The 23344-nt window shown below is 62.8% G+C and carries 26 protein-coding genes; 18 read left to right on the top strand and 8 right to left on the bottom strand.

Annotated features, from left to right (window positions below; genetic code table 11):
* The first annotated feature begins 49 nt into the window (after nt 1–49).
* Nucleotides 50–550 carry a hypothetical protein gene (locus AC1D1B_RS08285; RefSeq protein ID WP_477331054.1) on the top strand — a complete coding sequence of 167 codons (501 nt, stop codon included), beginning with the start codon at nt 50–52 and terminating at the stop codon, nt 548–550.
* 52 nt (nt 551–602) lie between these two features.
* Here AC1D1B_RS08285 and AC1D1B_RS08280 read toward each other — a convergent pair whose 3' ends face one another.
* A complete protein-coding gene (locus tag AC1D1B_RS08280; protein WP_477331052.1) occupies nt 603–1571 on the bottom strand; it encodes a LysR substrate-binding domain-containing protein in 969 nt (322 codons plus the stop codon).
* 111 nt (nt 1572–1682) lie between these two features.
* On the opposite strand from AC1D1B_RS08280, the gene AC1D1B_RS08275 reads away from it, so the two are divergent.
* The 4 genes from AC1D1B_RS08275 (at nt 1683) to AC1D1B_RS08260 (ending at nt 4320) form a co-directional block, all read left to right on the top strand.
* Complete coding sequence (locus tag AC1D1B_RS08275; RefSeq protein ID WP_477331050.1) at nt 1683–2516, top strand: hypothetical protein; 834 nt, start codon at nt 1683–1685, stop codon at nt 2514–2516.
* Between the two features lie 49 nt (nt 2517–2565).
* Entirely contained in the window at nt 2566–3492 is a 927-nt protein-coding gene (locus AC1D1B_RS08270) for a DMT family transporter (RefSeq protein WP_477332103.1), read from the top strand.
* Entirely contained in the window at nt 3485–3703 is a 219-nt protein-coding gene (locus AC1D1B_RS08265; protein WP_477264497.1) for a hypothetical protein, read from the top strand. Before AC1D1B_RS08270 ends, AC1D1B_RS08265 begins: the two co-directional genes overlap by 8 nt.
* 170 nt (nt 3704–3873) lie before the next feature.
* Entirely contained in the window at nt 3874–4320 is a 447-nt protein-coding gene (locus tag AC1D1B_RS08260; protein WP_477331048.1) for a Ros/MucR family transcriptional regulator, read from the top strand.
* A gap of 224 nt (nt 4321–4544) precedes the next feature.
* Here AC1D1B_RS08260 and AC1D1B_RS08255 read toward each other — a convergent pair whose 3' ends face one another.
* Nucleotides 4545–4739: a hypothetical protein gene (locus AC1D1B_RS08255; protein ID WP_477331046.1), complete on the bottom strand. Its 195-nt coding sequence runs from the start codon at nt 4737–4739 to the stop codon at nt 4545–4547.
* 303 nt (nt 4740–5042) lie between these two features.
* Here AC1D1B_RS08255 and AC1D1B_RS08250 point away from each other — a divergent pair, with 303 nt between their 5' ends.
* Together AC1D1B_RS08250 and AC1D1B_RS08245 are read left to right on the top strand one after the other, a co-directional pair.
* Nucleotides 5043–6920: an ABC-F family ATP-binding cassette domain-containing protein gene (locus AC1D1B_RS08250; RefSeq protein ID WP_477331044.1), complete on the top strand. Its 1878-nt coding sequence runs from the start codon at nt 5043–5045 to the stop codon at nt 6918–6920.
* Between the two features lie 230 nt (nt 6921–7150).
* Nucleotides 7151–9259: a molybdopterin-containing oxidoreductase family protein gene (locus AC1D1B_RS08245; RefSeq protein ID WP_477331042.1), complete on the top strand. Its 2109-nt coding sequence runs from the start codon at nt 7151–7153 to the stop codon at nt 9257–9259.
* Nucleotides 9260–9264: 5 nt separating this feature from the next.
* On the opposite strand, the gene AC1D1B_RS08240 is transcribed toward AC1D1B_RS08245, so the two are convergent.
* A complete protein-coding gene (locus tag AC1D1B_RS08240) occupies nt 9265–9771 on the bottom strand; it encodes an Lrp/AsnC family transcriptional regulator (RefSeq protein ID WP_477331040.1) in 507 nt (168 codons plus the stop codon).
* A 74-nt stretch (nt 9772–9845) separates the two neighbouring features.
* Between AC1D1B_RS08240 and AC1D1B_RS08235 the strand changes: the two genes are divergently transcribed.
* The 8 genes from AC1D1B_RS08235 to AC1D1B_RS08200 all read left to right on the top strand — a co-directional run bounded on the left by AC1D1B_RS08235 (nt 9846) and on the right by AC1D1B_RS08200 (nt 18183).
* On the top strand, nt 9846–11054 hold the full coding sequence (locus AC1D1B_RS08235; protein WP_477331038.1) for a diaminopropionate ammonia-lyase: 1209 nt from the start codon (nt 9846–9848) through the stop codon (nt 11052–11054).
* Nucleotides 11051–12277, top strand: a complete 1227-nt coding sequence (locus AC1D1B_RS08230; protein ID WP_477331036.1) for an allantoate amidohydrolase — start codon at nt 11051–11053, stop codon at nt 12275–12277. The genes AC1D1B_RS08235 and AC1D1B_RS08230 overlap by 4 nt, the downstream gene beginning before the upstream one ends.
* Before the next feature lie 13 nt (nt 12278–12290).
* Nucleotides 12291–13457 (top strand): M20 aminoacylase family protein, encoded by a 1167-nt coding sequence (locus AC1D1B_RS08225; protein WP_477331034.1) that lies wholly within the window; start codon nt 12291–12293, stop codon nt 13455–13457.
* 96 nt (nt 13458–13553) lie between these two features.
* On the top strand, nt 13554–14357 hold the full coding sequence (locus tag AC1D1B_RS08220; protein ID WP_477331032.1) for an agmatinase family protein: 804 nt from the start codon (nt 13554–13556) through the stop codon (nt 14355–14357).
* A gap of 62 nt (nt 14358–14419) precedes the next feature.
* Nucleotides 14420–15193 carry a 4-hydroxy-tetrahydrodipicolinate reductase gene (dapB, locus tag AC1D1B_RS08215; RefSeq protein WP_477331030.1) on the top strand — a complete coding sequence of 258 codons (774 nt, stop codon included), beginning with the start codon at nt 14420–14422 and terminating at the stop codon, nt 15191–15193.
* A gap of 227 nt (nt 15194–15420) precedes the next feature.
* Nucleotides 15421–16377, top strand: a complete 957-nt coding sequence (locus tag AC1D1B_RS08210) for an ABC transporter substrate-binding protein (protein ID WP_477332101.1) — start codon at nt 15421–15423, stop codon at nt 16375–16377.
* Nucleotides 16378–16483: 106 nt separating this feature from the next.
* Entirely contained in the window at nt 16484–17293 is an 810-nt protein-coding gene (locus AC1D1B_RS08205) for an ABC transporter ATP-binding protein (protein ID WP_477331028.1), read from the top strand.
* Between the two features lie 11 nt (nt 17294–17304).
* The gene (locus AC1D1B_RS08200; protein ID WP_477264471.1) at nt 17305–18183 is read left to right on the top strand and encodes an ABC transporter permease; all 879 of its coding nucleotides are present in this window, start codon (nt 17305–17307) and stop codon (nt 18181–18183) included.
* A gap of 6 nt (nt 18184–18189) precedes the next feature.
* Here AC1D1B_RS08200 and AC1D1B_RS08195 read toward each other — a convergent pair whose 3' ends face one another.
* Together AC1D1B_RS08195 and AC1D1B_RS08190 are read right to left on the bottom strand one after the other, a co-directional pair.
* Nucleotides 18190–19548, bottom strand: a complete 1359-nt coding sequence (locus AC1D1B_RS08195; protein WP_477331026.1) for a sensor histidine kinase — start codon at nt 19546–19548, stop codon at nt 18190–18192.
* A 20-nt stretch (nt 19549–19568) separates the two neighbouring features.
* The gene (locus tag AC1D1B_RS08190) at nt 19569–20237 is read right to left on the bottom strand and encodes a response regulator (RefSeq protein ID WP_477331024.1); all 669 of its coding nucleotides are present in this window, start codon (nt 20235–20237) and stop codon (nt 19569–19571) included.
* Nucleotides 20238–20738: 501 nt separating this feature from the next.
* Here AC1D1B_RS08190 and AC1D1B_RS08185 point away from each other — a divergent pair.
* The 3 genes from AC1D1B_RS08185 to AC1D1B_RS08175 all read left to right on the top strand — a co-directional run bounded on the left by AC1D1B_RS08185 (nt 20739) and on the right by AC1D1B_RS08175 (nt 21944).
* The gene (locus AC1D1B_RS08185; RefSeq protein WP_477331022.1) at nt 20739–20972 is read left to right on the top strand and encodes a DUF680 domain-containing protein; all 234 of its coding nucleotides are present in this window, start codon (nt 20739–20741) and stop codon (nt 20970–20972) included.
* Nucleotides 20973–21274: 302 nt separating this feature from the next.
* Nucleotides 21275–21511 carry a DUF680 domain-containing protein gene (locus AC1D1B_RS08180; protein ID WP_477331020.1) on the top strand — a complete coding sequence of 79 codons (237 nt, stop codon included), beginning with the start codon at nt 21275–21277 and terminating at the stop codon, nt 21509–21511.
* A 187-nt stretch (nt 21512–21698) separates the two neighbouring features.
* Nucleotides 21699–21944: a DUF680 domain-containing protein gene (locus tag AC1D1B_RS08175; protein ID WP_477331018.1), complete on the top strand. Its 246-nt coding sequence runs from the start codon at nt 21699–21701 to the stop codon at nt 21942–21944.
* Between the two features lie 57 nt (nt 21945–22001).
* Here the strand turns inward: AC1D1B_RS08175 and AC1D1B_RS08170 are convergent, their stop codons facing one another.
* From AC1D1B_RS08170 to AC1D1B_RS08160, 3 genes are all read right to left on the bottom strand, one after another.
* The gene (locus AC1D1B_RS08170) at nt 22002–22517 is read right to left on the bottom strand and encodes a SixA phosphatase family protein (protein WP_477331016.1); all 516 of its coding nucleotides are present in this window, start codon (nt 22515–22517) and stop codon (nt 22002–22004) included.
* 10 nt (nt 22518–22527) lie between these two features.
* A complete protein-coding gene (locus tag AC1D1B_RS08165) occupies nt 22528–22869 on the bottom strand; it encodes a type II toxin-antitoxin system HicB family antitoxin (RefSeq protein ID WP_477332099.1) in 342 nt (113 codons plus the stop codon).
* A gap of 94 nt (nt 22870–22963) precedes the next feature.
* A complete protein-coding gene (locus tag AC1D1B_RS08160; protein ID WP_477331015.1) occupies nt 22964–23296 on the bottom strand; it encodes a hypothetical protein in 333 nt (110 codons plus the stop codon).
* Nucleotides 23297–23344: the final 48 nt, after the last annotated feature.

Here is a 23344-nt window from a genome sequence, read left to right as displayed (position 1 = left end):
TAGCTGAGTCTTTCCTCTGCGTCATGAGGTGGGCCGCATCGACTGCTTCATGACGGCGCTCCTGCACAAAATTCAACAGAAAAACCCTGAAATCCTGCAGCATGTCGCTACGACTGGTCCGCTCTGCGCAGTTACTGCCGGAAAGATGAAAAAGGTTCTGTCCGGCGCCCTCATATTCGCCTCGATTACAATCTCGGCGCTGGTCTTGTGGACTGTAGCCTACAACTACCGGGAACGACTGAGCGACCGTCAGCTCATCGCGATAGCGGCGGGCAGAGAAGTGGAAAGGAGAGTTGGGTCGGTTAACTACGCGTCTTTGGAGGATCTAATAAATAGAAACCCTGTGTGCTGCATCGTGCTGCACTCGAACCATGAATGGCTTCGATTTCCTTATCAAATCTTCGAAGAAGATGATGCTGTCGTTCTGTTGAATTACATCGTCAACAACGACCCGAAGGAGAAGTATTTTTCCGCCGAAGTGGCTATTAGCTCCAAGGGAGACGTGCTGCGTTCCAGGGGAACCACAACAGATTTGCAGCCGTTAAGATAGACACTCTTTGGCGGCGCGTTTCGCGTGGGGTGAAGTGACAGGCCTGGCGACCTCAGGCCATCGCCTGCCGCAGCACCGGGCCGCTGGCGATCTCGGCGTCCAGTTGGCACTGCGTCAGCGCCGCCTCAGCCATGATCCACTGCTTGAACAGTTCCACCTTGCGCGCGTAGGGCGCGGTGACCGGGCTGACGAAATACCAGCCGGCGGTGTTGGGGTGATGTACGGCAAATGGCGCCACCAGCCGCTCGGCGCGGATGTCGCTCGCCATATAGGCGCGGTTGGCGACTGCAAAGCCCATGCCGGCATTGGCCGCCTCATAGGACATCATGCAGGAATCGAAAAAGATGCTCTTGGCCTCGCCGAGCACGGAACTCGCGCCGGCAAAACCCAGCCACGACTGCCAGTTCTGCGTGCAGGTGTCGGAATGCAGCAGCGTGAAATACCTGAGGTCGTCCGGCGTCACCTTTGACAGCGGCTTATCGCCGAGAATCTCGTGAAACAGCTTCCTGCTGCAGACCGGCGTCAAATCCTCCTTGAACAACAGGTCTGCCGCCAGGTCTGGAAAGCTGCCGTCTCCGTAGCGGATCTCCAGGTCGAACTCGGAGGTGGCGAACTCATTGGTGGCGTAGGAGGTCGAGACCCGCATCTCGATTTCGGGATATTGCCGCTGGAACAGCGGCAGACGCGGAAATAGCCAGCGCGCGGCGAAAGTCGGCAGCACCGAAATCTTCAGCACATGCGCCTGCGACTGTCCGGTCGCTTCCATGCTGGCTGCCACGATCCGCTCCAGCGCCTCGCGAACGCGCGACACATAGGTCTCGCCCTCGGGCGTCAGCGAAACCGCATTGCCGCCACGCTGGAAGATCTTGAAACGCAGCTGGTCCTCGAGGCTTTTGACACGCTGGCTGACCGCGGAAGCAGTAATGAACTGCTCTTCGCCGGCGCGCGTAAAGTTACGGTGCCGGGCGGCACTTTCGACAATCTTCAGCGAATTGAGGTTGACCTGACTGAGCAGACGCACGCGTTTCGACCTTAAGCTGGGCTTACACTAGCACCAGCATTCCTAATTTTACAGGGGTGGGGGAATTAATCGACTGTTTACCAAGTGATGCCCCCACCCTGGAGAAGTAGAATGAACGCCCATACCATTCCCGATTTGCGCTGTGCGATGAGCCGTGAAGCCATTATCGGTCACGAAACAGCCTGGAAAGTGTCGAGTTTTGGCGTTGCGCAGTATCTGCACGGCTACGACCCGGCGTTGCTGGCGGCGATCGAGGAGGCGGCGTTGAAGCTCAAGTCCAGCCACGCCGTGCACAAGCATCTCGATCTGACCTTCATCACCGGCGCCGATCGCTTCATTCCGGAGATCAAGGAACTCCTGCATGACAAGCTGCGCCTGGAACGTCTGTCCGATATGATGGGCACCAAACTCGAGCCGTACCCGCTGTCGATCGTCGGTTCGACCGTCACCTTCATGAATCCCAAGGACGGCGCCGTCGATTGGCATTGCGACGGTGTTCCGGTCACCGAACTCATTCCGCTGTCGATCAGCAATCCGCTGGTTGGCGGCCATCTCGAAATCTACTGCGATGATTCCGAGACCGGCCGAGCCATCCTCGAATCCGGCCGCGAGATCCCGCGCAACCGCATCATGCGCATTGACCACAAGATGAACTACGCGACGCTCGGGCAGTTTCTTGGCGTTCTGCACCGGACGGCACCGATCCAGTTCGGTGAGCGCGTTACGCTGGTGCTCAACCAGCGCTCGGTGGCCAAGCCCTATGTCGATGACAACCGCATGTTTTATCTCGCAGCCGACAATGATCATGATCGCGAATGGGTCAACGAGTTGGCCGAAGACGTCTGGACAAACCAGCTGCCGGCCTATCGCCGCTTCGAGGAAGAGCGTCCGGTTGCGGCGGCGGCCGATGCGCCGTCCCCGGGCGGGTCAAGGGAATCATGGTAGCCTGAGCACAGAAGTGGACACCGGTTTGACCGTCGGTTCGGAAGAAATCATGGTCGGCAATGGAAACAGGGCACCATCCCGGCGGTTCCGGGATGGATCGGGCTCGCCATCCGCTCTGGTCTTCGCCGCCGGCGCGGTCGCCCTGTGGTCGACCAATGCGCTGGTCGGCAAATCCCTGCTGGCCAGCCATCCGGTATCGCTCGTGCAGTTGCTGCAGTTTTGCGGAGCGGCACTGGTGTTCGCCGTCATCCATCTGGCGAGCCGCAAGAACGCGACGCCGGAAAACGCAGCCACGGGCGCCCGGGCGATTGCGGTCGGCATCATCGGCCTGGTCGGCACCATGGTGCTGCAATACATCGCCTTTGCCTCAATGCCGGTGATCGAGGCCAATCTCGTCGCCTACACCTGGCCGCTGATGGTCGCGGCGGCGGTCATCGTGCTGGGCAAGCCGCAACGCCCTGTGCTCCTCGGCTCGACTGCCGTGCTCGGCTTTGTCGGCGTGGCGCTGGTGATCTCGGGTGGCCGCGGCCAGCCTTTTCTCCAGGGCAGCATCGTCGGCTATCTCGCCGCCTTCGGCTCAGCACTGTGCATGGCGTTCTATTCGATTGCGGTCGCCCGCCTGGCCACACCGTCGGAGCGTTTGCTTTTGCCTTCGGCCCTGGTCGGCGTCGGCCTGACCTTGCTCTGGTGTGTTCACGACGGCGCGGCCTGGCCAACTGGCGCGGACCTCCTGCTTGGCCTCTATCTCGGCGCCGGTCCGATGGGGCTGGGCTATTATTTCTGGTCGCGCGCCTTGAAACTCGAAGGCGGCGGCAAGGTTGCGGTTGTCGCCTATCTGACGCCGATCGCCTCGACACTGCTGCTGACGCTGTCCGGTGAAACGCTGACGCTGACCGCGATTGCCGGTGCGGTACTCGTCATCGGTAGTTGCATTGCGGTGGGCATAGAACGCTCGGAGGCTGAAAACCATGCTTGACGACGATGAACGCCTCGCCAGACAGGAAGCATTCTGGCTGCTCAAGGAGTTCGGCGCCGAGGCGCCGCTCTATGCCGCGATGAAAGCCGAAAAGGCGATCGAGCAAAAAGACTTCGGGCGGTGCGCCCGCTGGAAACGTATTCTAGAGATATTGGCCGACTCCAGACCCGTTAGCTCGGCAAGGGCGAAATCGGCCGCTTCGAAGTATTAGATTTTCTAATTTGCAACTTTGCAACCTGATGTGGAAACATCCTCCTGCACCGATTCTTGATGATTTACTGACGCTTAACGACCCACTGGGGGGGTGCTGTTAAGTGGATACATCGAGAACACTCTTCAAAAAAAAGCCGGCAACTGCATCACCGGCGGGAGAAAAACAAATTGCAAACTCTCGACAACAAGACTGCTATTGAACTGACCGCCGACATTGTATCGGCCTATGTTGGCAACAATCCACTGCCAGCTTCTAGTCTACCGGATTTGATCGCAAGCGTCAGCGCATCGGTTCGCAAGTTGGGCAATGCTGCTGCCGTGGAGAGCCCTGCGCTTAACCCTGCCGTCAATCCGAAGCGCTCGGTGTTTCCTGATCACATTGTCTGCCTCGAGGATGGCAAGAAATTCAAGTCGCTGAAGCGCCACTTGATGACCGACCATGGCCTCAGCCCGGACGAGTATCGGACCAAATGGAGCTTGCCGTCGGACTATCCGATGGTAGCGCCGAACTATTCCGCGACCCGGTCGGCATTGGCCAAATCCTCTGGCCTCGGCCGCAAGCCGGCCATTCCGGCTGCCGCTGCCAAGGTGACGAAGCGCAAGGCGAAGGCCTGACCGCAGGAGCTGTCCCACAGAGGGACCGGCCATTGATCCCTGGCGAAAATGCTTCCGCAACCCTGCGGCGCGCCATCATCTTGTCGCGCTCGGTTGGCTGCGGGAGCGGATTCTCGGCCAGACCGCCGTCGACCCGCGCCAGGGTGTCGAGGCACGGCCGTCGAAGCGCTCCGGCTCAACTGCCTGGACGCGCTCGACCGCCTTCAGCGACGCGTTCAACCGGATCACTCCGGCGGCGTCTGACTTTCCGTCCGTCCCGCACCCTGCTCGGCCGCCAGATTGTCGGCTTCGATGGCCGTCATTTCCAGAAAATAGACCAACATGTGATAACGCGTCTGCGAAAGCATCCTCGCCAATTTCCGGGTAATTTCGGCGACATATCTTAGGACGCGTAGATCGTTTTCGACCCTTTCCATCATGAGCTCCTGACCGTCAAATTGTTTTTGGCGCCCCTCAAAGTCGACTCACGGCGCGATTACATGTTCACAGCATTGATAAGAAAATTGAAGTGACTTTTCTGACAGTGCGATGCTTGGACTAAACGATATAATTGTTTATGCCTCCGCCGGGATCCGCTTTCGGCTACGCTGCCGGATCGGCGAGAAAGGGCGCTGTCCGTACCCTGCACAACAGTGCCGCCTTCGTGCGGTTTTCGCGCCAGATCGTACCAGCCGACCCCCAAGCCCTTGCGAAGCGCCGGTGTCCCGTGCAAAAGCGCGGCCATGCTTATCATCAACGATCTTTCGCTCCGCATGGCCGGACGCTTGCTTCTCGATCATGCCTCGCTGACCTTGCCAGCCGGCACCAAGGCCGGCCTCGTCGGCCGCAATGGCACCGGCAAGACGACCTTGTTCAAGGCCATCACCGGCGATTTCCCCTCCGAGACCGGCTCGATCAGCCTGCCCAAGAACACCCGCATCGGCCAGGTGGCGCAGGAAGCGCCGGGCACCGAGGAGCCGCTGATCGAGATCGTGCTCAAGGCCGACCTCGAGCGAAACGCGCTGCTTGAAGAGGAAAAGACCGCCACCGACGCGCACCGCATCGCCGACATCCACATGCGGCTGGCCGACATCGACGCGCACTCGGCCGAGTCGCGCGCGGCCACCATTCTTGCCGGTCTCGGCTTTGACGACGCCGCGCAGCGCCGCCCGGCCTCGTCCTTCTCCGGCGGCTGGCGCATGCGTGTGGCGCTCGCCGCCGTGCTGTTTGCCGAGCCCGACCTTCTGCTGCTCGACGAGCCAACCAACTATCTCGATCTCGAAGGCACACTGTGGCTGGAGAACTATGTATCGAAATACCCGCACACGGTGCTTCTGATCTCGCACGATCGCGACCTGCTCAACCGCGCCGTCAATTCCATCGTCCATCTCGACCAGAAGAAGCTGACCTTCTGGCGCGGGGGCTATGACCAGTTCGAGCGCCAGTACACCGAGCAGAAGGAGTTGCAAGAGAAGGGCCGCGTCAAGCAGGAAGCTGCGCGCAAGCACATGGAGTCCTTCGTCGAGCGCTTCCGCGCCAAGGCTTCGAAGGCGAGGCAGGCGCAGTCGCGCATCAAGGCGCTGGAGAAGATGAAGCCGATCGCCGCGATCGTGAACGACACGGTACGGCCCTTCTCCTTCCCGGAGCCGGTGAAGACCGTGGCCTCGCCGATTGTGGCGCTCAATAACGTCAATGTCGGCTACACCGACGGCCAGCCGATCCTGAAGAAGATGACGCTGCGCATCGACGCCGACGACCGCATCGCGCTGCTCGGCGCCAACGGCAACGGCAAGTCGACCTTCGCCAAGCTTCTGTCGGGCCGGTTGAAGCAGGAAACCGGCACCATGACGGTGGCGCCGGGGCTGAAGGTGGCGATCTTCGCCCAGCATCAGCTCGATGATCTCAGGCCGGAGGAAAACGCCTACGAGCATGTCCGCCGGCTGATGCCGGAGGCGCCGGAATCAAAGGTGCGCGGCCGCGTTGCCCAGTTCGGCCTGACCACTGAAAAGATGAACACCGCCGCCAAGGACCTGTCGGGCGGCGAGAAGGCGCGGCTGTTGATGGGCCTGTCGGCTTTCGAAGGGCCAAACCTGTTCATCCTCGACGAACCGACCAACCATCTCGACATTGACAGCCGTGAATCCCTGATCCACGCGCTGAACGAGTTTCCCGGCGCCGTCATCCTGATCTCGCACGACCGCCATCTTCTGGAGGCGACCGCCGACCGGCTGTGGCTGGTGAAGGACGGTGCGGTCAACCCGTATGACGGCGACCTCGAAGACTACAAGACGCTGGTCACCGGCGTGTCGGGCGACCGCCGCGGCAAGCGCGAGGCCGAGAAGGCATCAAAGGCCGATCGCCGCCGCGATGCGGCCGCGCGCCGCGCCGCCTTCGAACCGCTGGCCAAGGAAATCCGCGCCACCGAAGCGCTGATGGACCGCATCCGCAAGCGCATCGACCTGATCGAGGACGAACTCGCCAATCCGGCCGTCTACGAGAAGGATCCATCGACGGCGACGAGGCTCGCCAAGGAGCGCTCGCAGCTGGCACAGCAGCTGGCCGGTCACGAGGAGAAGTGGCTGACCATGTCGGCGGAATATGAGGAAGGCACGGCGGAGTGAGCGTAATCTCCCCCCTCGTGGGGGAGATGCCCGGCAGGGCAGAGGGGGGCGCTGTCCCACCAACCTGTCGGCCTTGTTGCAGCCACCCACCGCCGCCTTCGGTGAACGAATAGATAGGTCGCGATCCTTCGCGCCCCCCTCTGTCCTGCCGGACATCTCCCCCACTTGGGGGGAGATTGGCTAATCATCTGGCCCTACACGCCGATCACAAAACCCGCTAAATGCGCCCCATGAACCAGCACGCCAAGCTCCGCATCGGCCACTCCGCCTGTCCGCATGATTGTCCGTCGACCTGCGCGCTCGAGGTCGAGTTGCTCGATGGCAATCGCATTGGCCGCGTCCATGGCGCCAAGGCCAACACCTACACTTCCGGAGTCGTCTGCGCCAAGGTCGCGCGCTATGCCGACCGTGTCCACCATCCCGACCGGCTGCTGAAGCCGTTGGTGCGCGCCGGCGCCAAGGGCGACAGCCTCTGGAAGGAATCGAGCTGGGAGGCGGCACTTGACCTCGTCGCCGAGAAATTCATCGCAGCGGAAGAAAAATACGGCTCGGAGACGGTCTGGCCCTATTACTATGCCGGCACGATGGGGCTGGTGCAGCGCGACGGCATCGACCGGCTGCGGCATGCCAAGAAATATTCCGGCTTCTTCGGATCGATCTGCACCAACCTGGCCTGGACCGGCTGGATGATCGGGGCGGGCGCCTTGCGCGGTCCCGACCCGCGCGAGATGGCCAAGTCCGACTGCGTGGTGATCTGGGGCACCAATGCCGTGGTCACGCAGGTCAATGTCATGACCCATGCCATCAAGGCGCGCAAGGAACGCGGCGCCAGCATCGTCGTCATCGACGTCTACGAGAACGCGACGATGAAGCAGGCTGATATGGGCCTGGTGCTGAAGCCCGGCACCGATGGCGCGCTGGCCTGCGCGGTCATGCACGTGCTGTTCAGGGAAGGCATGGCCGACCGCGCCTATCTCGAAAAATACACCGACGATCCCAAGGGCCTGGAAGCGCATCTGGAGACGCGCACGCCGGAATGGGCATCCGCCATCACCGGCCTAACCGTCGCCGAGATCGAGGCCTTCGCACGATTGGTCGGCACGACGAGGAAAACCTATTTCCGCCTCGGCTATGGCTTTGCCCGCCAGCGCAACGGCTCGGTCAATATGCATGCGGCGTCCTGCATCGCCGCCGTCACCGGCGCATGGCAGTATGAGGGCGGCGGCGCCTTCCATTCCAATTCCGGCATCTTCAAGCTCAACCAGGATCTGCTGGAAGGCACGGCGATGCGTGATCCCAACATCCGCCATCTCGACCAGTCTCGGACCGGTCCGGTGCTGACAGGTGCGGCGGACGCGCTCTATGGCGGCCCGCCGGTGACGGCGATGCTGATCCAGAACACCAACCCGGTGAATGTCGCGCCCGAACAGCGGCTGGTGAAGCAGGGTTTCCTGCGCGATGACCTGTTCACCTGCGTGCACGAACAGTTCATGACCGACACGGCAAAACTCGCCGACGTCGTGCTGCCGGCAACGATGTTCCTCGAGCATGACGACGTCTACAAGGGCGGCGGTAACCAGCACATCACGCTTGGTCCCAAATTGATCGAACCGCCGGAAGGGCCGCGCACCAATCATTTCGTCATCGAGCAACTGGCCGAACGTCTCGGCGTCGCCGGCCGGCCGGGTTTTGGCCTGACCGAGCAGCAGCATATCGACATCATCTTGGGCAAACGCGGGCTGGGCAGCTTCGCCAGCCTGAAGGAAGACAAATGGGTCGACCTGCAGCCGGATTTCGAGGCGGCACATTTCGTCAATGGCTTCGGCCATGCCGACAAGAAATTCCATTTCCGAGCCAACTGGAGCGGGCAGGCGGCGCCTAACCGGCCGCCGAAAAGCATGGGCCTGTTCGGGCCGGTGGCGGATCTGCCGGAATTCCCCGACCATGTCGACCTGATCGAGGTCGCGGACGCCGAGCACCCGTTCCGGCTCACCACATCGCCGGCGCGCAACTTCCTCAATTCGACCTTCTCGGAAACGCCGGTGTCGAAGGCCAAGGAAGGCCGCCCGGAACTCCTCCTGCATCCGGACGACGCCGCAGCCCTTGGATTGGGCGACGGCGACCGCATCGAGGTCGGCAACCGGCGCGGCGAGGTGGTGCTGCACGCAAAGCTATTCGATGGCCTCAAGCGCGGCGTGGTGATCGCCGAAGGCATCTGGCCAAACAGCGCCCATGAACGCGGCGAAGGCATCAATGTGCTGACCGGCGCCGATGCGCCGGCGCCCTATGGCGGTGCGGCCTTCCACGACAACAAGGTCTGGCTGCGACCGGCCGGTTGACCCGGCTATCCCGGCAAAGGCACCGTCAGCCCGACCTTGACCCGGTCCATGGCAACGAAGGTGCGGAATTTCCGGACATTCTTGCTGTCGAAGAAAAGTTTGCGCGTCAGCGCCTCATAGGCGCCCATGTCAGCCACCGTGATGACCAGGATGAAATCGGCCTCGCCGGTGACGTAGTAGCATTGCTGCACTTCCTGCGCCGCCGAGAATTGCCGCTTGGCCGCGTCTATCAGGTCTGAGCGTTCGCTCTCCAGCTCCACCTCGACGAAGATGGTGATAGGCTGGCCGACCGCCGCCGGATCGACCATGGCGACATTGCCGGCGATGACCCCGGACTGTTCCATGCGCTTGATGCGCCGCTGCACCGCCGGCGCCGACAGGTTGACGGCCTCGCCGATCAGCCGCTGCGGCGTCGTGTTGTCCCTTTGCAGGATGGCAAGGATGGCGAGGTCGAAACTGTCGAGTGAGGGCGATGCAGGCAATGGAGGGATCCCGGCGAAACAAACTTGCATTTCGAAGCGCCAATTACAGCGCTCTTTGCACCTGCGCTGCAATATGATTTCGTCTGATCTCAAGGAGGCCGCCCGTGTTCCTGCTCAACAACAATGCCTTGCACCGCCAGCCGCTCGATCCCGTCGATGCCGAAACGCTGGGGACCGCCGGCGTCGACACGGTCGAACGTTTTCTGGCCCATCGCGACAATCATCTGCCAACGCCGTTGCATGCGCTGCCGGCGCTGGCCGGAGAGCTCGGCCTCGGCGCCATCCACATCAAGGATGAAGGCTTTCGCCTCGGCCTCGGCAGCTTCAAGGCGCTGGGCGGCGCCTATGCCGTCTTCCGCCTGGTGCTGGAGGAGGCGAGCCGGTCGCTCGGCCGGCGCGCAGATGTCGCCGATCTCGACCGGCCGGAAATTCGGGCGGTCGCTGCCGGCATGACGGTGGCCTGCGCCACCGACGGCAATCATGGCCGCTCGGTTGCGCAAGGGGCGCAGCTTGTCGGCGCCAAGGCGGCGATCTTCGTTCACGCCGGCGTCAGCGAGGAGCGCATCGCTGCCATCGCCCGCTATGGCGCCGAGATGATCCGCGTCGACGGCAATTATGACGACTCGGTGAGGCAAGCTGCCGAAGTGTCCGCCGAGAAGGGCTGGACGGTAGTGTCCGACACATCCTGGCCGGGCTATGAGCGCATTCCCGGTCTGGTCATGCAGGGCTATACGGCGATCGTGCGCGAAGCGCTGCGTCAGTTGCCGCAGCCGCCAACCCATGTCTTCGTGCAGGCCGGTGTCGGCGGCATCGCCGCCGCGCTGGCCGGCCATCTCGCCATCGTGCTCGGTGACGCCAGGCCGACATTCATCGTAGTCGAGCCGGCCCGCGCCGCCTGCGTTGTCGCAGCCGCCCAGGCAGGCCGCGTGGTCAAGGTCGAGCACGACCAGCCGACGGTGATGGCGATGCTTGAATGCTATGAGGCCTCAGCCGTCGCCTGGCGTGTGCTGGCGCGCGTTGCCGACGCCTTCATGACGGTGGACGAGGATGAGGCCGTCGCGGTGATGCGGCGGCTGGCCCGGCCGACTGGCGGCGATCCGGTGATCGTTTCAGGCGAAAGCGGCGGTGTCGGCCTCGCCGGGCTGATCCGGGCGGTGGCCGACAACAGCGCCGCTCTCGGGCTCGACGGCCAATCCCGCGTGCTGCTGATCAACACCGAAGGCGCCACCGACCCCCATCGTTATGCAGAGCTGGTTGGGCAAAGCCCTGCCGATGTGCTCGCCGGCAAGATGCCGGTCGGGGTATTGTCATGATCGGTGTCGATGCGCAGCGTCTGCTTGGCCGCATCCGTGAGCTTGGCGCCGTCGGCCGCGACGGGGAGGGGAGGCTGACCCGGCTCGCCGCCTCAGACACCGACAGGCAGGGCCGCGACCTCTTCGTCAGCTGGCTCAACCAAGCCGGGCTCGATGTCGCCATCGACCGGGTCGGCAATATTTTCGGCATCTGGCAAAGCCCGGACAATGCCGCTCAGGCGCCGCTGCTTATCGGTTCGCACATCGACACCGTCATCGATGCCGGCATCTATGATGGCTGTTACGGGGTGCTTGCGGGGTTGGAGGTGATCGAGACGCTGAAGGAGTCGGGCTTTTCGCGGTCGCGCCCGGTCGCGGTCGCAGCTTTCACCAACGAGGAAGGCGTGCGCTACACGCCCGACATGATGGGGTCGCTTGTTCATGCCGGTGGCGCGGGCGCGGACGCGATGTTGACCGCCATCGGCACGGACGGCAGCGTGCTCGGCCAGGAGCTCGCCCGCATCGGCTATGCCGGTGACCGCGAACCCGGCTTCCTCAAGCCGCACGCCTATCTCGAACTGCATATCGAACAGGGGCCGGTGCTGGAGCGCGAAGGCGTGCCGGTCGGCGCGGTCGAGAATTTGCAAGGCATCTCCTGGCAGCGCATCGCCATCGACGGCGCCGCCAATCATGCCGGCACCACGCCGATGTCGATGCGCAGCGATGCCGGACATGCCGCCGCCCGAGTCATCACCTTCCTGCACGACCGGGCCACGGCTTCCAACGGGCCGACCGTGGTTACTGTCGGCACGATGCGCTTCGAGCCGAATGCCATCAACGTCATCCCTTCGCGCGCCGTCTTCACCATCGATTTGCGCGATCCCGACGAACAGCGGCTGCAGGCGCATGAGGCAGCCCTTGCCACCCATCTTGAAGACCTTGCCGTTTCGGAGAACGTATCGATCTCGGTCGAACGGCTGGCTCGCTTCGAGCCGGTGCTGTTCGACATCGGTATCGTCGAACGGATCGAGGCCGCCGCGAAGAACCGTGGTCTCCGCGTCAGGCGCATGACATCGGGCGCTGGCCATGATGCGCAGATGATGGCCCGCATCGCGCCGGCGGCGATGATCTTCGTGCCCAGCGCCGGCGGCATCAGCCACAGCCCGCTCGAACATACCAATGATGCCGAGCTTGTCGCCGGCGCCAACATTCTGCTTGATGTCGCCACCCAGCTTGCAAAATAGGTCAGGGGAGAAAATGGCTGAGTTCGATCGCGATGCGCTGAAGCGGGAGATGACCGGCTGGCGGCGCGACCTCCACGCGCATCCGGAATTCGGTTTCGAGGAAAAGCGCACGGCCGCCTTCGTCGCCGCCAAGCTGCGTGAATTCGGCCTGGACGATGTCACCGAAGGCGTCGGCGGCACCGGTGTCGTCGGCACGTTGAAGCGCGGCAGCGGCAATAGGGCGATTGCGCTGCGGGCCGACATGGATGCGCTGCGCATAACGGAACAGTCGACGGCCGCCTATCGCTCGCAGAACCCCGGCTTCATGCATGCCTGCGGCCATGACGGCCACACCACCATGCTGCTTGGCGCGGCAAAGCTGCTGGCCACCGAGGGTGGTTTCGACGGCACCGTGCGCTTCATCTTCCAGCCGGCCGAGGAATGGGGCAGGGGCGCACTGGCTATGCTCGATGACGGCCTGATGCAGCGCTTCCCCTTCGACGAGATCTTTGGCCTGCACAACATGCCGGGCCTGCCCATCGGGCATTTCGAGACCCGTTCCGGCCCGTTCATGTCGGCGGAGGACAATTTCGAGATCGTGCTCAAGGGGATCGGCGGCCACGCCGCTCGCCCGCATTCGGGCAACGAGACGCTGGTTGCCGCCTGCGCGCTGGTCACCAATCTGCAGACCATTGTTTCGCGCCGGCTGAGCCCCGCCGACATTTCGGTGGTTTCGGTGACCGAGTTGATCACCGACGGCACCCGCAACGCACTGCCTGGTCTCGCCCGCGTCCTCGGCGATGCCCGCAGTTTCCGCCCCGAAGTCAGCGCCGAGATCGAGCGCCAGATGCGCATCATCGCGCAAGGTACGGCAGTCGCCTACAATGTCACCGCCGAAGTCACCTACTCTAGGGAGTTCGTGCCGCTGCAAAATGACGCCGATCTGGTCGAGGAGGCCTTTGCCGCGGCAAGGCGCGTGCTGCCCGATGCGGGCGTGGCGGCGGAGCCGATGACCGCCTCGGAGGATTTCGCCCGCTTTCTCGATCATGTACCTGGCTGTTTCGTCTTCCTCGGCAATGGCGAGGCGTCAGTGCCGCTGCACAATTCCAGCTACGACTTCAACGATGACGGGCTGTTGCACGGCACGAATTTCCACGCCGCGATCGTCAGGCAAAGGCTTGGCGGTGCGGCCAGGAAATGACCCCGGCCTGACCGCGCTGCTGGCCCAAGCGGCTGCGCTATCGCCAGCCAGCTCCCGGGTTTAGGGAGATTGCCTGTTGCCGGAGATCGCACGCCAATGGCCAGGGTTTCGCTTCTGGGAATACCGCATGACGAGAACTCGTCCTATCTCAAGGGCGCGGCTGCAGCGCCGGCCCTGATCCGGCGCGAGCTCAAAAGCGACGCCCACAGTTCCTGGAGTGAGACAGGCTTCGATGTGGCGGACAGTTTTCTCGACCATGGCGACATCGATTTCACAAGCGGTGGCGACCCGTGGGAGCGGATCGAGGCCGAGGTCGGTCAAGCGCTGGATGCCGGCCATCCGCTGATCAGCCTCGGCGGTGATCACGCCATCGCCTGGCCGGTTCTGCGCGCGGTGCGCCGCCGCCACCCCAGCCTGACGATCGTCCAGATCGACGCCCATCCCGACATCTACGATGCCTATCAGGGTAACAAGCGCTCGCACACTTCGTCCTTTGCCCGCCTCCTGGAGGAGGGACTGGCCGACCGGCTGATCCAGATCGGTTTGCGCACGCTCAATGACGAACTGCGCGACCAGCTCGCACGCTTCGGCGTCGAGGTGATCGAGGCGCGCCATTTCAGCGAGGATCTGCGGCTCGACCTCAAGACACCGGTCTATCTCTCGGTCGATCTCGACGGCCTCGATCCCGCCTGTGCGCCCGGCGTGTCGCACCGCGAACCCGGTGGTCTTACAACCCGGCAAGTGATCGGCCTGATCCAGGGGATCGACCAACCGATCGTCGCGGCCGATGTCGTCGAATACAATGCAAACCAAGATATCTCCAACCTGACCGCGCTGGTCGCCGCCAAGCTGGTCAAGGAGATCGCCGGCATGATGCTGAAGACGCATGGCGCAGCTTGAATCAATCTGGCAAGGGGGCGTGCTAGACGATTGTTCGGACTCTGATTTCTGACGAAACCGCCATGCCGCATCCACTGAAGATAGCCATCGCCGGCGCGCTCGGCCGCATGGGCCAGCAGATGGCGCTGGCCGTCGAGGCCGATCCCAGGCTGGCGCTCGTCGCCCGCTTTCACAGGCCGGGCAGCGCCGGCGAGGGCCTGGTCGAGCGCGACGAGGCACTTGGCCTGGCCGATGTCGTCATCGACTTCACCACGCCGGCGGCCTCCGTTGATCTTGCACAAGCTTGCGCCGCGCGTGGCGGCCCGGCGCTGGTCATCGGCTCGACCGGCTTCGAGCCGGCCGAGCTTGCCGATATCGCCGAGGCAGCGAAGTCCGTCGCCATCGTGCGCTCGGGCAGCTACTCGCTCGGCCTCAACATGCTGGCCGGGCTGGTCGAACAGGCGGCGCGGGCACTTGGTCCCGACGCCGATATCGAAATCCTGGAAGCGCACCACCGCTTCAAGGTCGATGCGCCATCGGGCACCGCGCTGATGCTGAGCGAGGCGGCCGCTCGGGGGCGCGGCGTCATCTTGGACGACGTGGCGCGACGCACCCGCGACGGCGTAACAGGTCCGCGCCCTGCCGGTGAGATCGGCTTTGCCGTGCTGCGCGGCGGCAGCATCGTCGGCGAGCACAGTGCGAGCTTCCTCAGCGAAGGCGAGACACTCACGCTCTCCCATTCCGCCGGCGACCGTTCGATGTTCGCGCGCGGCGCCATTGCCGCGGCACTTTGGGTCGCGGGGAGGCCGCCCGGCGAATACGACATGCGCGAGGTGCTCGGGCTTGGCGCAAGGTAAGCGGCAGGCCAGGCCAGCTTACCAATCCGTAAGGTCTGCGGTGATTTTCCGGGTTGCTTTGAAAGGTGGATGAAAGCTTGGTGCCCTAACTGTTGACGAGCGCCCCCAATATTGTCGCGCAAAGCGATGGGAGAGAGCGGGGCGCGGGAAACGAATAAAGGGAAGAGGCCATGTCGCTCGCGCGAATTCTGCTTGATTCAGCCGCCACAACCGCACTTGTCGCCACCATGGCCTTGTCCGCGCCGTCCGCTCGCGCCGACGACAAGGTCTCCATCATGGTCGGCGGTTACGAGAAACAGATCTATCTGCCCGCCAAGCTTGCCGAGGCGCTCGGCTATTTCAAGGATGAGGGCCTCGACGTCGAATTGCTCAACGAGCCGGCCGGCGTCGATGCCGAAAACGAGATGCTGGCGGGCGCCGTGCAGGGCGTGGTCGGCTTTTACGATCACTGCATCGACCTCCAGGCCAAGGGCAAGTTCGTCGAATCCGTCGTCCAGTTCAGCCAGGCACCGGGCGAGGTCGAACTTGTTTCGACCAAGCATCCCGAGATCAAGTCGCCCGCCGATTTCAAGGGCATGAGCCTTGGGGTGACTGGCCTCGGCTCCTCGACGAACTTCCTGACCGAGTACCTCGCGGTGAAGAACGGCTTGAAGCTTGGCGAGTTCACCTCGGTGCCGGTCGGCGCCGGCAACACCTTCATCGCCGCCATGCAGCAGGACAAGATCCAGGCAGGCATGACGACAGAGCCGACGATCACCCGGTTGCTGAAGACCGGCGAGGCGTCCGTTCTCATCGACATGCGAACGATGGAAGGCACCAAGGCGGCGCTCGGCGGCACCTATCCGGCAGCCTCGCTCTATATGCAGACTGAATGGGTCGAGGCACACAAGGACACTGCGCAGAAACTCACCAACGCTTTCGTCAAGACGCTGAAGTTCATCAGCACGCACAGCGGCGCCGAAATCGCCGAAAAGATGCCGAAGGACTACTATGTCGGCGACAAGGAGGGCTATGTGAAGGCGCTCGACGCTGGCAAGGCGATGTTCACCCCCGATGGCGTGATGCCCCAGGGTGGACCGGAAACGGTTTTGACCGTGCTGTCGGCCTTCAAGAAGGAACTGCAAGGCAAGCAGATCGACCTTTCCAAGACCTACACCACGGAATTCGTCAAGAACGCCAAGTAGCCGACCCCGCCGGCGTGATGAAGGCATCGCGCCGGCGCTTGCAAGTTCTCGACGTCCGGCAGCCCTTGGCCGCCGGCGGGCATCCGCTCGAACCCGGAGTTCCACCATGAGCCAGGAAAACACCACCCCAGCGATCGAGCTGATCAATGTCAGCCGTCGCTTCCTCTCGCCCACCGGCAAATCGCTGACGGCGCTGCGCGATTTCACCATGACCGTCGAGCGCGGCGAATTCGTCGCCGTGGTTGGCCCGACCGGCTGCGGAAAATCCACCACCCTCAATTTGGTCACGGGGCTGGCAAGCCCAAGCGCCGGCGAGGTTCGCGTCATGGGCGCACCGGTCAAGGGCATCGATCCGCGCATCGGCTTTGTTTTCCAGAGCGATGCCTTGTTTCCCTGGAAAACCGTGATCGACAACGTGATGGCGGGTCCGCTGTTTCGCGGCAAGGCGAAGGCGGATGCCACGGTCGCGGCCCGCGACTGGCTGGCGCGCGTCGGGCTGTCGCGCTTCGAACACCATTATCCGCACCAGCTTTCAGGCGGCATGCGCAAGCGTGTGGCGCTCGCCCAGACCTTCATCAACGGACCGGAAATCCTGCTCATGGATGAGCCGTTTTCCGCCCTCGATGTCCAGACGCGCGTGTTGATGCATGAGGAATTGTTGCGCCTGTGGTCGCAGACCAAGGCCTCGGTGGTGTTCGTTACCCATGATCTGGAAGAGGCGATTGCGCTCGCCGACAAGGTCTATGTCCTGACCGCCGGGCCGGCGACGGTGAAGTCGGTCTACACCATCGATCTGCCGCGCCCGCGCGTCGTCGCCGACATCCGCTACGAACAGAGTTTCATCGACTATTCGCGCACCATCTGGGCCGATCTCAAGGAAGAGGTCGAGACCAGCTATGCGCGCGCGGCAGCCTGAGGAGCAACGCCATGACCGATGCGGCCATCGACATCAGAGCAGGGGCTTTCAAGCCTGGCACTTCCGACGCGGAAATCGAAGCGGCCGCGGCGAAGGCTTCTCAACATCGCCGCCGCGCCGTGATGTTTTGGCGGTTCGGCATCCTCATTGCCTTTCTCGGCCTTTGGGAGGTCGCCGCGCGCCTGGCCTGGATCGATCCGTTCTTCTACGCAATGCCGAGCGCGATCGCGCAGCGGCTTTACGAATGGACGACGGAAGGAACGTCCGAAGGGCCGCTCTGGTACCATCTCTACGTCACCATGGAGGAGTCCGTCATCGGCTTCGTCACGGGTTCCGTCGCCGGCATCATCATCGGCGTCGCGCTCGGCCGCAACCGCATGGCTGCCGATATCTTCTCGATCTACATCAAGGTGATCAATTCCATTCCGCGCGTGGTTCTGGCGCCGATCTTCATCATGATCCTCGGTCTAGGCCTCGCCTCGAAAGTGGCGCTTGCCTTCGTGATGGTTTTCTTCGTCGTCTTCCACAACGCCTTCCAGGGTGTGCGGGAAGCCGACAGGGCAATGATCGCCAACGCCCGCATCCTCGGCGCCTCCAACTGGCAGTTGACGCGTTCGGTGATAGTCCCCTCGGCCATGAGCTGGATCTTCGCCAGCCTGCATGTCAGCTTCGGCTTTGCCATCATCGGCGCGATCGTCGGTGAATTCGTCGGTTCGCGCTACGGCATCGGCCTGCTGATCAACATCGCCAAGGGATCCTTCGATGCCGCCGGCATGTATGCCGCGATCGTCATCGTCATGGTGGTTGCGCTCGGCGCCGAGTACCTGATGACCATGGTCGAGAACCGCCTGGCAAAATGGCGCCCCCAGCCTTTGCATGAGACGCAGTGAGCGGCGTCAGCCGCCAGCCAGCGGCAGCCGCACCTCGACGACCAGACCGCCGGCCGCGCCGTCCCCAAGGGTGACGCGGCCGCCGGCATTTTCGACGACCTCGCGCACGATGGCGAGCCCCAGTCCGCTGCCGCCCTCGATGGAGCCGGCAATGCGGTAGAAGCGCTCGAACACATGCTCGCGCTCGTCCACCGGGATGCCTGGTCCGCCGTCGGCAACCGTCAGCACGGCGTCTCCATCGGATGCCGCCAGCTTTACCGTGACGCAGCCACCAGCCGTCGAATAGCGCAGCGCGTTGTCGACCAGGTTGATGATCATCTCGCGCAACATCGTGCCGTCACCAATGACCGGCACGGGCCCGGTCTCCTCGAGGCCGAGATCAATGTTGCGATCGATCGCCGCCGGCGCCTGTGTCTCCAGCACCCGTCGCGCCGCTTCGGTCAGGTCGATACGGTCGGCGCGCGGCCGCCGGCTGCCCGGCTCGGCACGCGACAGCGTCAAGAGCTGTTCGGCCAACCGGGCCAGCTTTCCGGCGCTCGCCTGCAGCGCCACCAGCGCTTCCTGGCGCGCATCGACGGCGCTTTCGCGCAACGCATAGCTTGCCTGCGTCGAGAGCAGAGCCAGCGGCGTCCGCAGCTGATGCGCGGCATTGGCGATGAAGCGGCGCTGCGCCGCCATTTGTGCGCGCACGCGCTCCATATAGGCATTGAGCGCATCGATCAGCGGGCGGATCTCGCTTTGCGCGCCCGCCACGTCGACCGGGTCGAGGTCGCTGCGGCTCGGCGAACGCACCGCGTCGCGCAGACGGATCAGCGGCGCCAGGCCGCGATGCAGGCCGAGCAGCACGAACACGCCGGCGATGGCAACCAGCGCCAGCTGCTGGGCAAAAGCACTGAACCACAGGCGTTTCACCATTGCATCGTGCCCGCCAAGCGTGACGCCGACAGTGACTGTAATGGGTGAATCCGCGCCGGCGCCGATCACCGCGTGGCTGAAGGTAAGCAGGCGCAGCCGATGGTCGCGAAAATTTGCCTCGGTGCCGGGTGGCCTCGGTGGCTCAGGCAGATCGGGATAGCCGGTCAGCAGCCGGCCCCCGGCAGCCTTGACATGATAATAGACGCTGTCGCGATCGCCGGTATCGAACATCTCGATAGCCGCAGGCGGTATGGTGGCATCGAGCACGCCGTCCTTCATGGCCACCTGCTCGGCAATGGTCCGCGCCGAGCCCAACAGCATCCTGTCGGTAACAAGATCGGCGGTGGCAAGCGCGTTGCCGTGGCTGGTCCACAAATTGATGGTGGCAAGCCCGGCCAGCGGCAGCACCACCCAGGCTAGAAGCTGCAGGCGGAGGCTTCTAATCCTCATAGCGCTAATCTTCATGGCGCCTAATCTTCATGGCGCAAGAGATAGCCGAGGCCGCGCAGGGTGACGATGCGAACCCGCGACCCTTCCAGTTTCTTGCGCACTCGGTGCACATAAATCTCGATGGCGCTTGGGTCGGCATCGGTCTCGAAATCGTAGATCGCCGCCGACAGCGCCGCCTTGCTCACCGTGCGCCCGGCCTTGACCGTCAATTGTTCGAGCACCGCATGCTCGCGCGGCGTCAGCGCCAGCGTCTCGCCGGCAAGAGAAAACAGCCGCGTGTTGGTGTCGAAGCTCAGATCGCCACAGGCAACGACGGGCGCGGTACGGTCATTGGCGCGGCGTAGCTGCACGCGGATGCGCGCCTCGAGCTCCTCGATCTGGAAAGGCTTGGCCAGGTAATCGTCGGCGCCTTCATTGAGACCCTTGACGCGGCCGTCGAGGCTGGCGTTGGCCGTCAACACGATTACCGGCACACGATTGCCGCGCGCCCTGAGCTTGCGCAGCACCTCCATCCCGCCCATGCCCGGCAGCGCCAGGTCGAGGATGATGAGCGCGTGGTCGCCTGCCGCCAGCGCGTGCTCGACATCCTCGCCGTCATGGACGACATCGACGACATAGGTCGCTTGGCGCAAGGTCTTGCTCAGCCAATCGGCCAGTTCGCGATTGTCTTCGACAAGCAGCAGCCGCATTCTTTTATTGCTGTCTTTGGATGCGGGTCACCCGGAATTCCGTCCGTTTCTCCGACCGGCTGGTCGCGCCTGATTGGCGATCGTCCAAGTGATAGTCTCGAACCAATCGCAAGGCAAATAAGCGTGCCGAGTTCCCGTCCGGAGCCAGACTCCGGCAGATGTGGTCAGCCAAATTGGGACCGTACGGCTGGCTTCCCAAAATAACCGAACCGTTCGGTTCGATTTACATGGACGGACTGTATCACAGGCAGTGAACACTGAATCGATGGCAAGTCATCCATATAGCCGGCGCTAGAGTATAACAATCTGAATTTATTATATAAAAATAGACACCGATATCGGGTTTTTATCTTTCAAGATAGAACTGAACGGTTCGGTTCGCAAAACTTCGTGATTGGTAATGGCAGCATAGCAGACCCAAATCCAGCTGGTCCGAGCGACGCGAATTCCTCCCAAGGCACGCCACTTGACGGACAGAACTGAAAATCTGGATTACCTAAAATGACCAAGATCGCTCTTACCGCTGCTGCCATCCTCGTTGCCACCGGCACCGCTTTCGCAGGCAGCGACCACTATGGGTCCGACAACGCCAACCAGCCCGCCGTGACCGCTCCCGCAGGCAACATCGACCACAGCTATACAGCCTCGATCCGCAATCCGGCCAGCTTCGGCGGCTTCACGATCAAGCCGGACTCGAACCAGCCGCAATCCGGCCAGGGCATCTGGGGCCGTTGATTTCCTGAGAGATCGTCGACCACAAAGAGCGGTGGGCTTGGCCCGCCGCTCTTTGTGCGGCCGGCTTGGGTCCGCAAGGGTCTGAATCAGTTCGGCAGCAGCATGTTATATCTTCTTGTTTGCGCATCATATTTCTAAGGCGTGGCTGGCGATTTTCGCCCACACTCGGCCCGTTCTACCTCCCGAAATTCGCGAAAAAGAAGCGCGGCGTCCGGGAATAAAGCCTCGCCGCTGGAGGTTTGTGGCGGGAGCGGGGCCATCCTCCCAAGGCACCGTTTGACCGACAAACAAGGAACAATGAAATGAGCAAGATCACTCTAGCGACCGTTGCCGTCCTGATGGCGACAGGCGCAGCCTTTGCCGGCAGCGACCACCACGACGGCGGCCGCAGCAACCACTACGGCTCGGACGATTGGCAACAGCCGCTCGTTAAAACCACGACGACCACGGCTTCGATCAAGAAGCCGGTCCAACCGGTTCAGCCGGTTCAGGAACCGGTCAGGCCGGGCAGTGACCGGCACCGTTTCGGCAATCACTGAGCGCGTTCTCTAAACCAACGAGCGGCGGTCTTGGCCGCCGCCTTTCCTTTGCGCAGCCGTGACCGGCACTGACCGCGAGGAATCCGTTTCGCCCGGGAATAAAACCGGGCGGTCACGGGTCTTGTTGACAGCGGGACCATCCTCCCAAGACGCCCGCAAAATGAAACGACAGACAAGGAACACTGAAATGACCAGGATTGCATTCGTCGCGGCCGCGATCCTCGTCGCTGCCATGGGCGGCGCCTCTGCCGGCAGCGACCACTATGGCGCCGACAACGCCAACCAGCCGACCGCTGGCGTCGATCGCGGCTTCACCGCCTCGATCCGCAAGCACGGGATGACCAAGCCCGCGCCTAACGTCGACACGACGGCAACCGGTTCGGCAGGGTCAACGGCCTGGCCTGATCCCGGCCAGGGCATCTGGGGCAACTGATCGGTTGCACTGAAAGCGGCGGGCTGAGCCCGCCGCTTTTTTTCGGCAGCGTCACTGTCAACCCAAATCCTTCGGTCTGATGCAATGCGTCAGCCGGGCTGTGCCGAAGGCGAGGTCTGCCCAGTCACCATCGACGACAAAGCGGGCAAGGGCGCCGGTCGGGAATTTTTCTGCAAACCTCCTCAGAGTTCCGGCATCCGATCGCGGACCGGCGAGCCGGCGCGCAAAATCCTCCAGGCCAGGATTATGGCCAAGCACCAGGACACAGCCAGCCGATGCGATTGCCTGTTGCACCTCGGCCAGAATGTCGCCAGCCGTGGCTTCAAAGAGCGCCTCGGCGAACTCCACCGGCACTCTCGCCGGCAGTTCGGCCGCGACCAGCCGCCATGTCTCGCGTGTGCGCAGCGCCGGCGACACCAACGCCAGGTCCGGCAGCCAGTCGCGCCTGGTTAGTTCGCGCCCCATCAGCGGTGCTGCCTTCAGTCCGCGCGAGCCGAGCGGCCGGTCGAAATCGGCAAGCGCTGGATCATCCCAGCTCGACTTGGCGTGGCGCAGCAGGAGCAGCTGTTTCATCGGCTACGGGTCAAGCGATCTGCTTGTCGGCGGCCTCACGCAAGACCTCTTCTCCCCACTGGTTCAGGCTCTTGCCCGCGACTTCCGCAGCCCGTGCGACTTTCGAGTGGATCGACGGATCGACGCGCAGCATGAGGTTTCCGGAATAAGGTTTTTGCGCCGATTTGCCGATTTTTGCGCAGGTTTCGACATAGTCGTCCACCGCTTCATGGAAGGCTGCTTTCAGCCCGGCGACAGTTTCCGAATGGAACGATGCACCGTCGCGAATTCCGGCAATCCGGCCAAAGAAAATCTCGTCGTCATCGTCATAGTCGACACGGGCGGAATAGCCCTTGTAGGTCATCGCATTCATGGTTTCACTCCGATCCTCGACAGGAATTGGCCGATCGAAATCGGCGAGCCGATTTGCATGAAGCAGCCGGAGCAACTGCCTCATCAGTCTCAATTCACGACCACGGGATGTCAGGCTGGAAGTCTGTGCCGTATCGGTCACCATGCTTCGTACCAGTTGCCGTGTCGAAGGCTGCCCAGAGCATGCCGAAGATGAAAACGCCTGCACGCCGTCCGTCCCTATCCCATCTCACCGCTATGTCCTTCTCGGTGATAGCCCAGACGCCCGATCGAATGTGAATTGCATCAATCACCGAACCTGCAGTTCCGTCTTGGATTCGGTAAAGGTAGAAATACGCCGTGGCATTTTGCGGGTCACCCGCCTCGTCATACTCAAACACGCCGGCCAGATCGCCCTTTGTCCGGATTGCGCTATTGAAAACGTCCATGGCTATGTTTTCTACCACGCGCAGCGATGTATTGGCGACCCTGGAGCC

The sequence above is a fragment of the Mesorhizobium sp. P2_C5_2 genome, assembly GCF_056404535.1.
Note: the sequence above shows the minus strand (reverse complement) of the source record. Positions and strands in the feature narration are given on the sequence as shown.

Bases quoted from the DNA above. Each gene is read 5' to 3' on its own strand.
- AC1D1B_RS08285 (WP_477331054.1), top strand. From the start codon at position 50: ATGACGGCGCTCCTGCACAAAATTCAACAGAAAAACCCTGAAATCCTG.
- AC1D1B_RS08275 (WP_477331050.1), top strand. From the start codon at position 1,683: ATGAACGCCCATACCATTCCCGATTTGCGCTGTGCGATGAGCCGTGAA.
- AC1D1B_RS08270 (WP_477332103.1), top strand. From the start codon at position 2,566: ATGGTCGGCAATGGAAACAGGGCACCATCCCGGCGGTTCCGGGATGGA.
- AC1D1B_RS08265 (WP_477264497.1), top strand. From the start codon at position 3,485: ATGCTTGACGACGATGAACGCCTCGCCAGACAGGAAGCATTCTGGCTG.
- AC1D1B_RS08255 (WP_477331046.1), bottom strand. From the start codon at position 4,739: ATGATGGAAAGGGTCGAAAACGATCTACGCGTCCTAAGATATGTCGCC.
- AC1D1B_RS08250 (WP_477331044.1), top strand. From the start codon at position 5,043: ATGCTTATCATCAACGATCTTTCGCTCCGCATGGCCGGACGCTTGCTT.
- AC1D1B_RS08245 (WP_477331042.1), top strand. From the start codon at position 7,151: ATGAACCAGCACGCCAAGCTCCGCATCGGCCACTCCGCCTGTCCGCAT.
- AC1D1B_RS08240 (WP_477331040.1), bottom strand. From the start codon at position 9,771: ATGCAAGTTTGTTTCGCCGGGATCCCTCCATTGCCTGCATCGCCCTCA.
- AC1D1B_RS08230 (WP_477331036.1), top strand. From the start codon at position 11,051: ATGATCGGTGTCGATGCGCAGCGTCTGCTTGGCCGCATCCGTGAGCTT.
- AC1D1B_RS08225 (WP_477331034.1), top strand. From the start codon at position 12,291: ATGGCTGAGTTCGATCGCGATGCGCTGAAGCGGGAGATGACCGGCTGG.
- AC1D1B_RS08220 (WP_477331032.1), top strand. From the start codon at position 13,554: ATGGCCAGGGTTTCGCTTCTGGGAATACCGCATGACGAGAACTCGTCC.
- dapB (WP_477331030.1), top strand. From the start codon at position 14,420: ATGCCGCATCCACTGAAGATAGCCATCGCCGGCGCGCTCGGCCGCATG.
- AC1D1B_RS08210 (WP_477332101.1), top strand. From the start codon at position 15,421: ATGGCCTTGTCCGCGCCGTCCGCTCGCGCCGACGACAAGGTCTCCATC.
- AC1D1B_RS08205 (WP_477331028.1), top strand. From the start codon at position 16,484: ATGAGCCAGGAAAACACCACCCCAGCGATCGAGCTGATCAATGTCAGC.
- AC1D1B_RS08200 (WP_477264471.1), top strand. From the start codon at position 17,305: ATGACCGATGCGGCCATCGACATCAGAGCAGGGGCTTTCAAGCCTGGC.
- AC1D1B_RS08195 (WP_477331026.1), bottom strand. From the start codon at position 19,548: ATGAGGATTAGAAGCCTCCGCCTGCAGCTTCTAGCCTGGGTGGTGCTG.
- AC1D1B_RS08190 (WP_477331024.1), bottom strand. From the start codon at position 20,237: ATGCGGCTGCTGCTTGTCGAAGACAATCGCGAACTGGCCGATTGGCTG.
- AC1D1B_RS08185 (WP_477331022.1), top strand. From the start codon at position 20,739: ATGACCAAGATCGCTCTTACCGCTGCTGCCATCCTCGTTGCCACCGGC.
- AC1D1B_RS08180 (WP_477331020.1), top strand. From the start codon at position 21,275: ATGAGCAAGATCACTCTAGCGACCGTTGCCGTCCTGATGGCGACAGGC.
- AC1D1B_RS08175 (WP_477331018.1), top strand. From the start codon at position 21,699: ATGACCAGGATTGCATTCGTCGCGGCCGCGATCCTCGTCGCTGCCATG.
- AC1D1B_RS08170 (WP_477331016.1), bottom strand. From the start codon at position 22,517: ATGAAACAGCTGCTCCTGCTGCGCCACGCCAAGTCGAGCTGGGATGAT.
- AC1D1B_RS08165 (WP_477332099.1), bottom strand. From the start codon at position 22,869: ATGAATGCGATGACCTACAAGGGCTATTCCGCCCGTGTCGACTATGAC.
- AC1D1B_RS08160 (WP_477331015.1), bottom strand. From the start codon at position 23,296: ATGGACGTTTTCAATAGCGCAATCCGGACAAAGGGCGATCTGGCCGGC.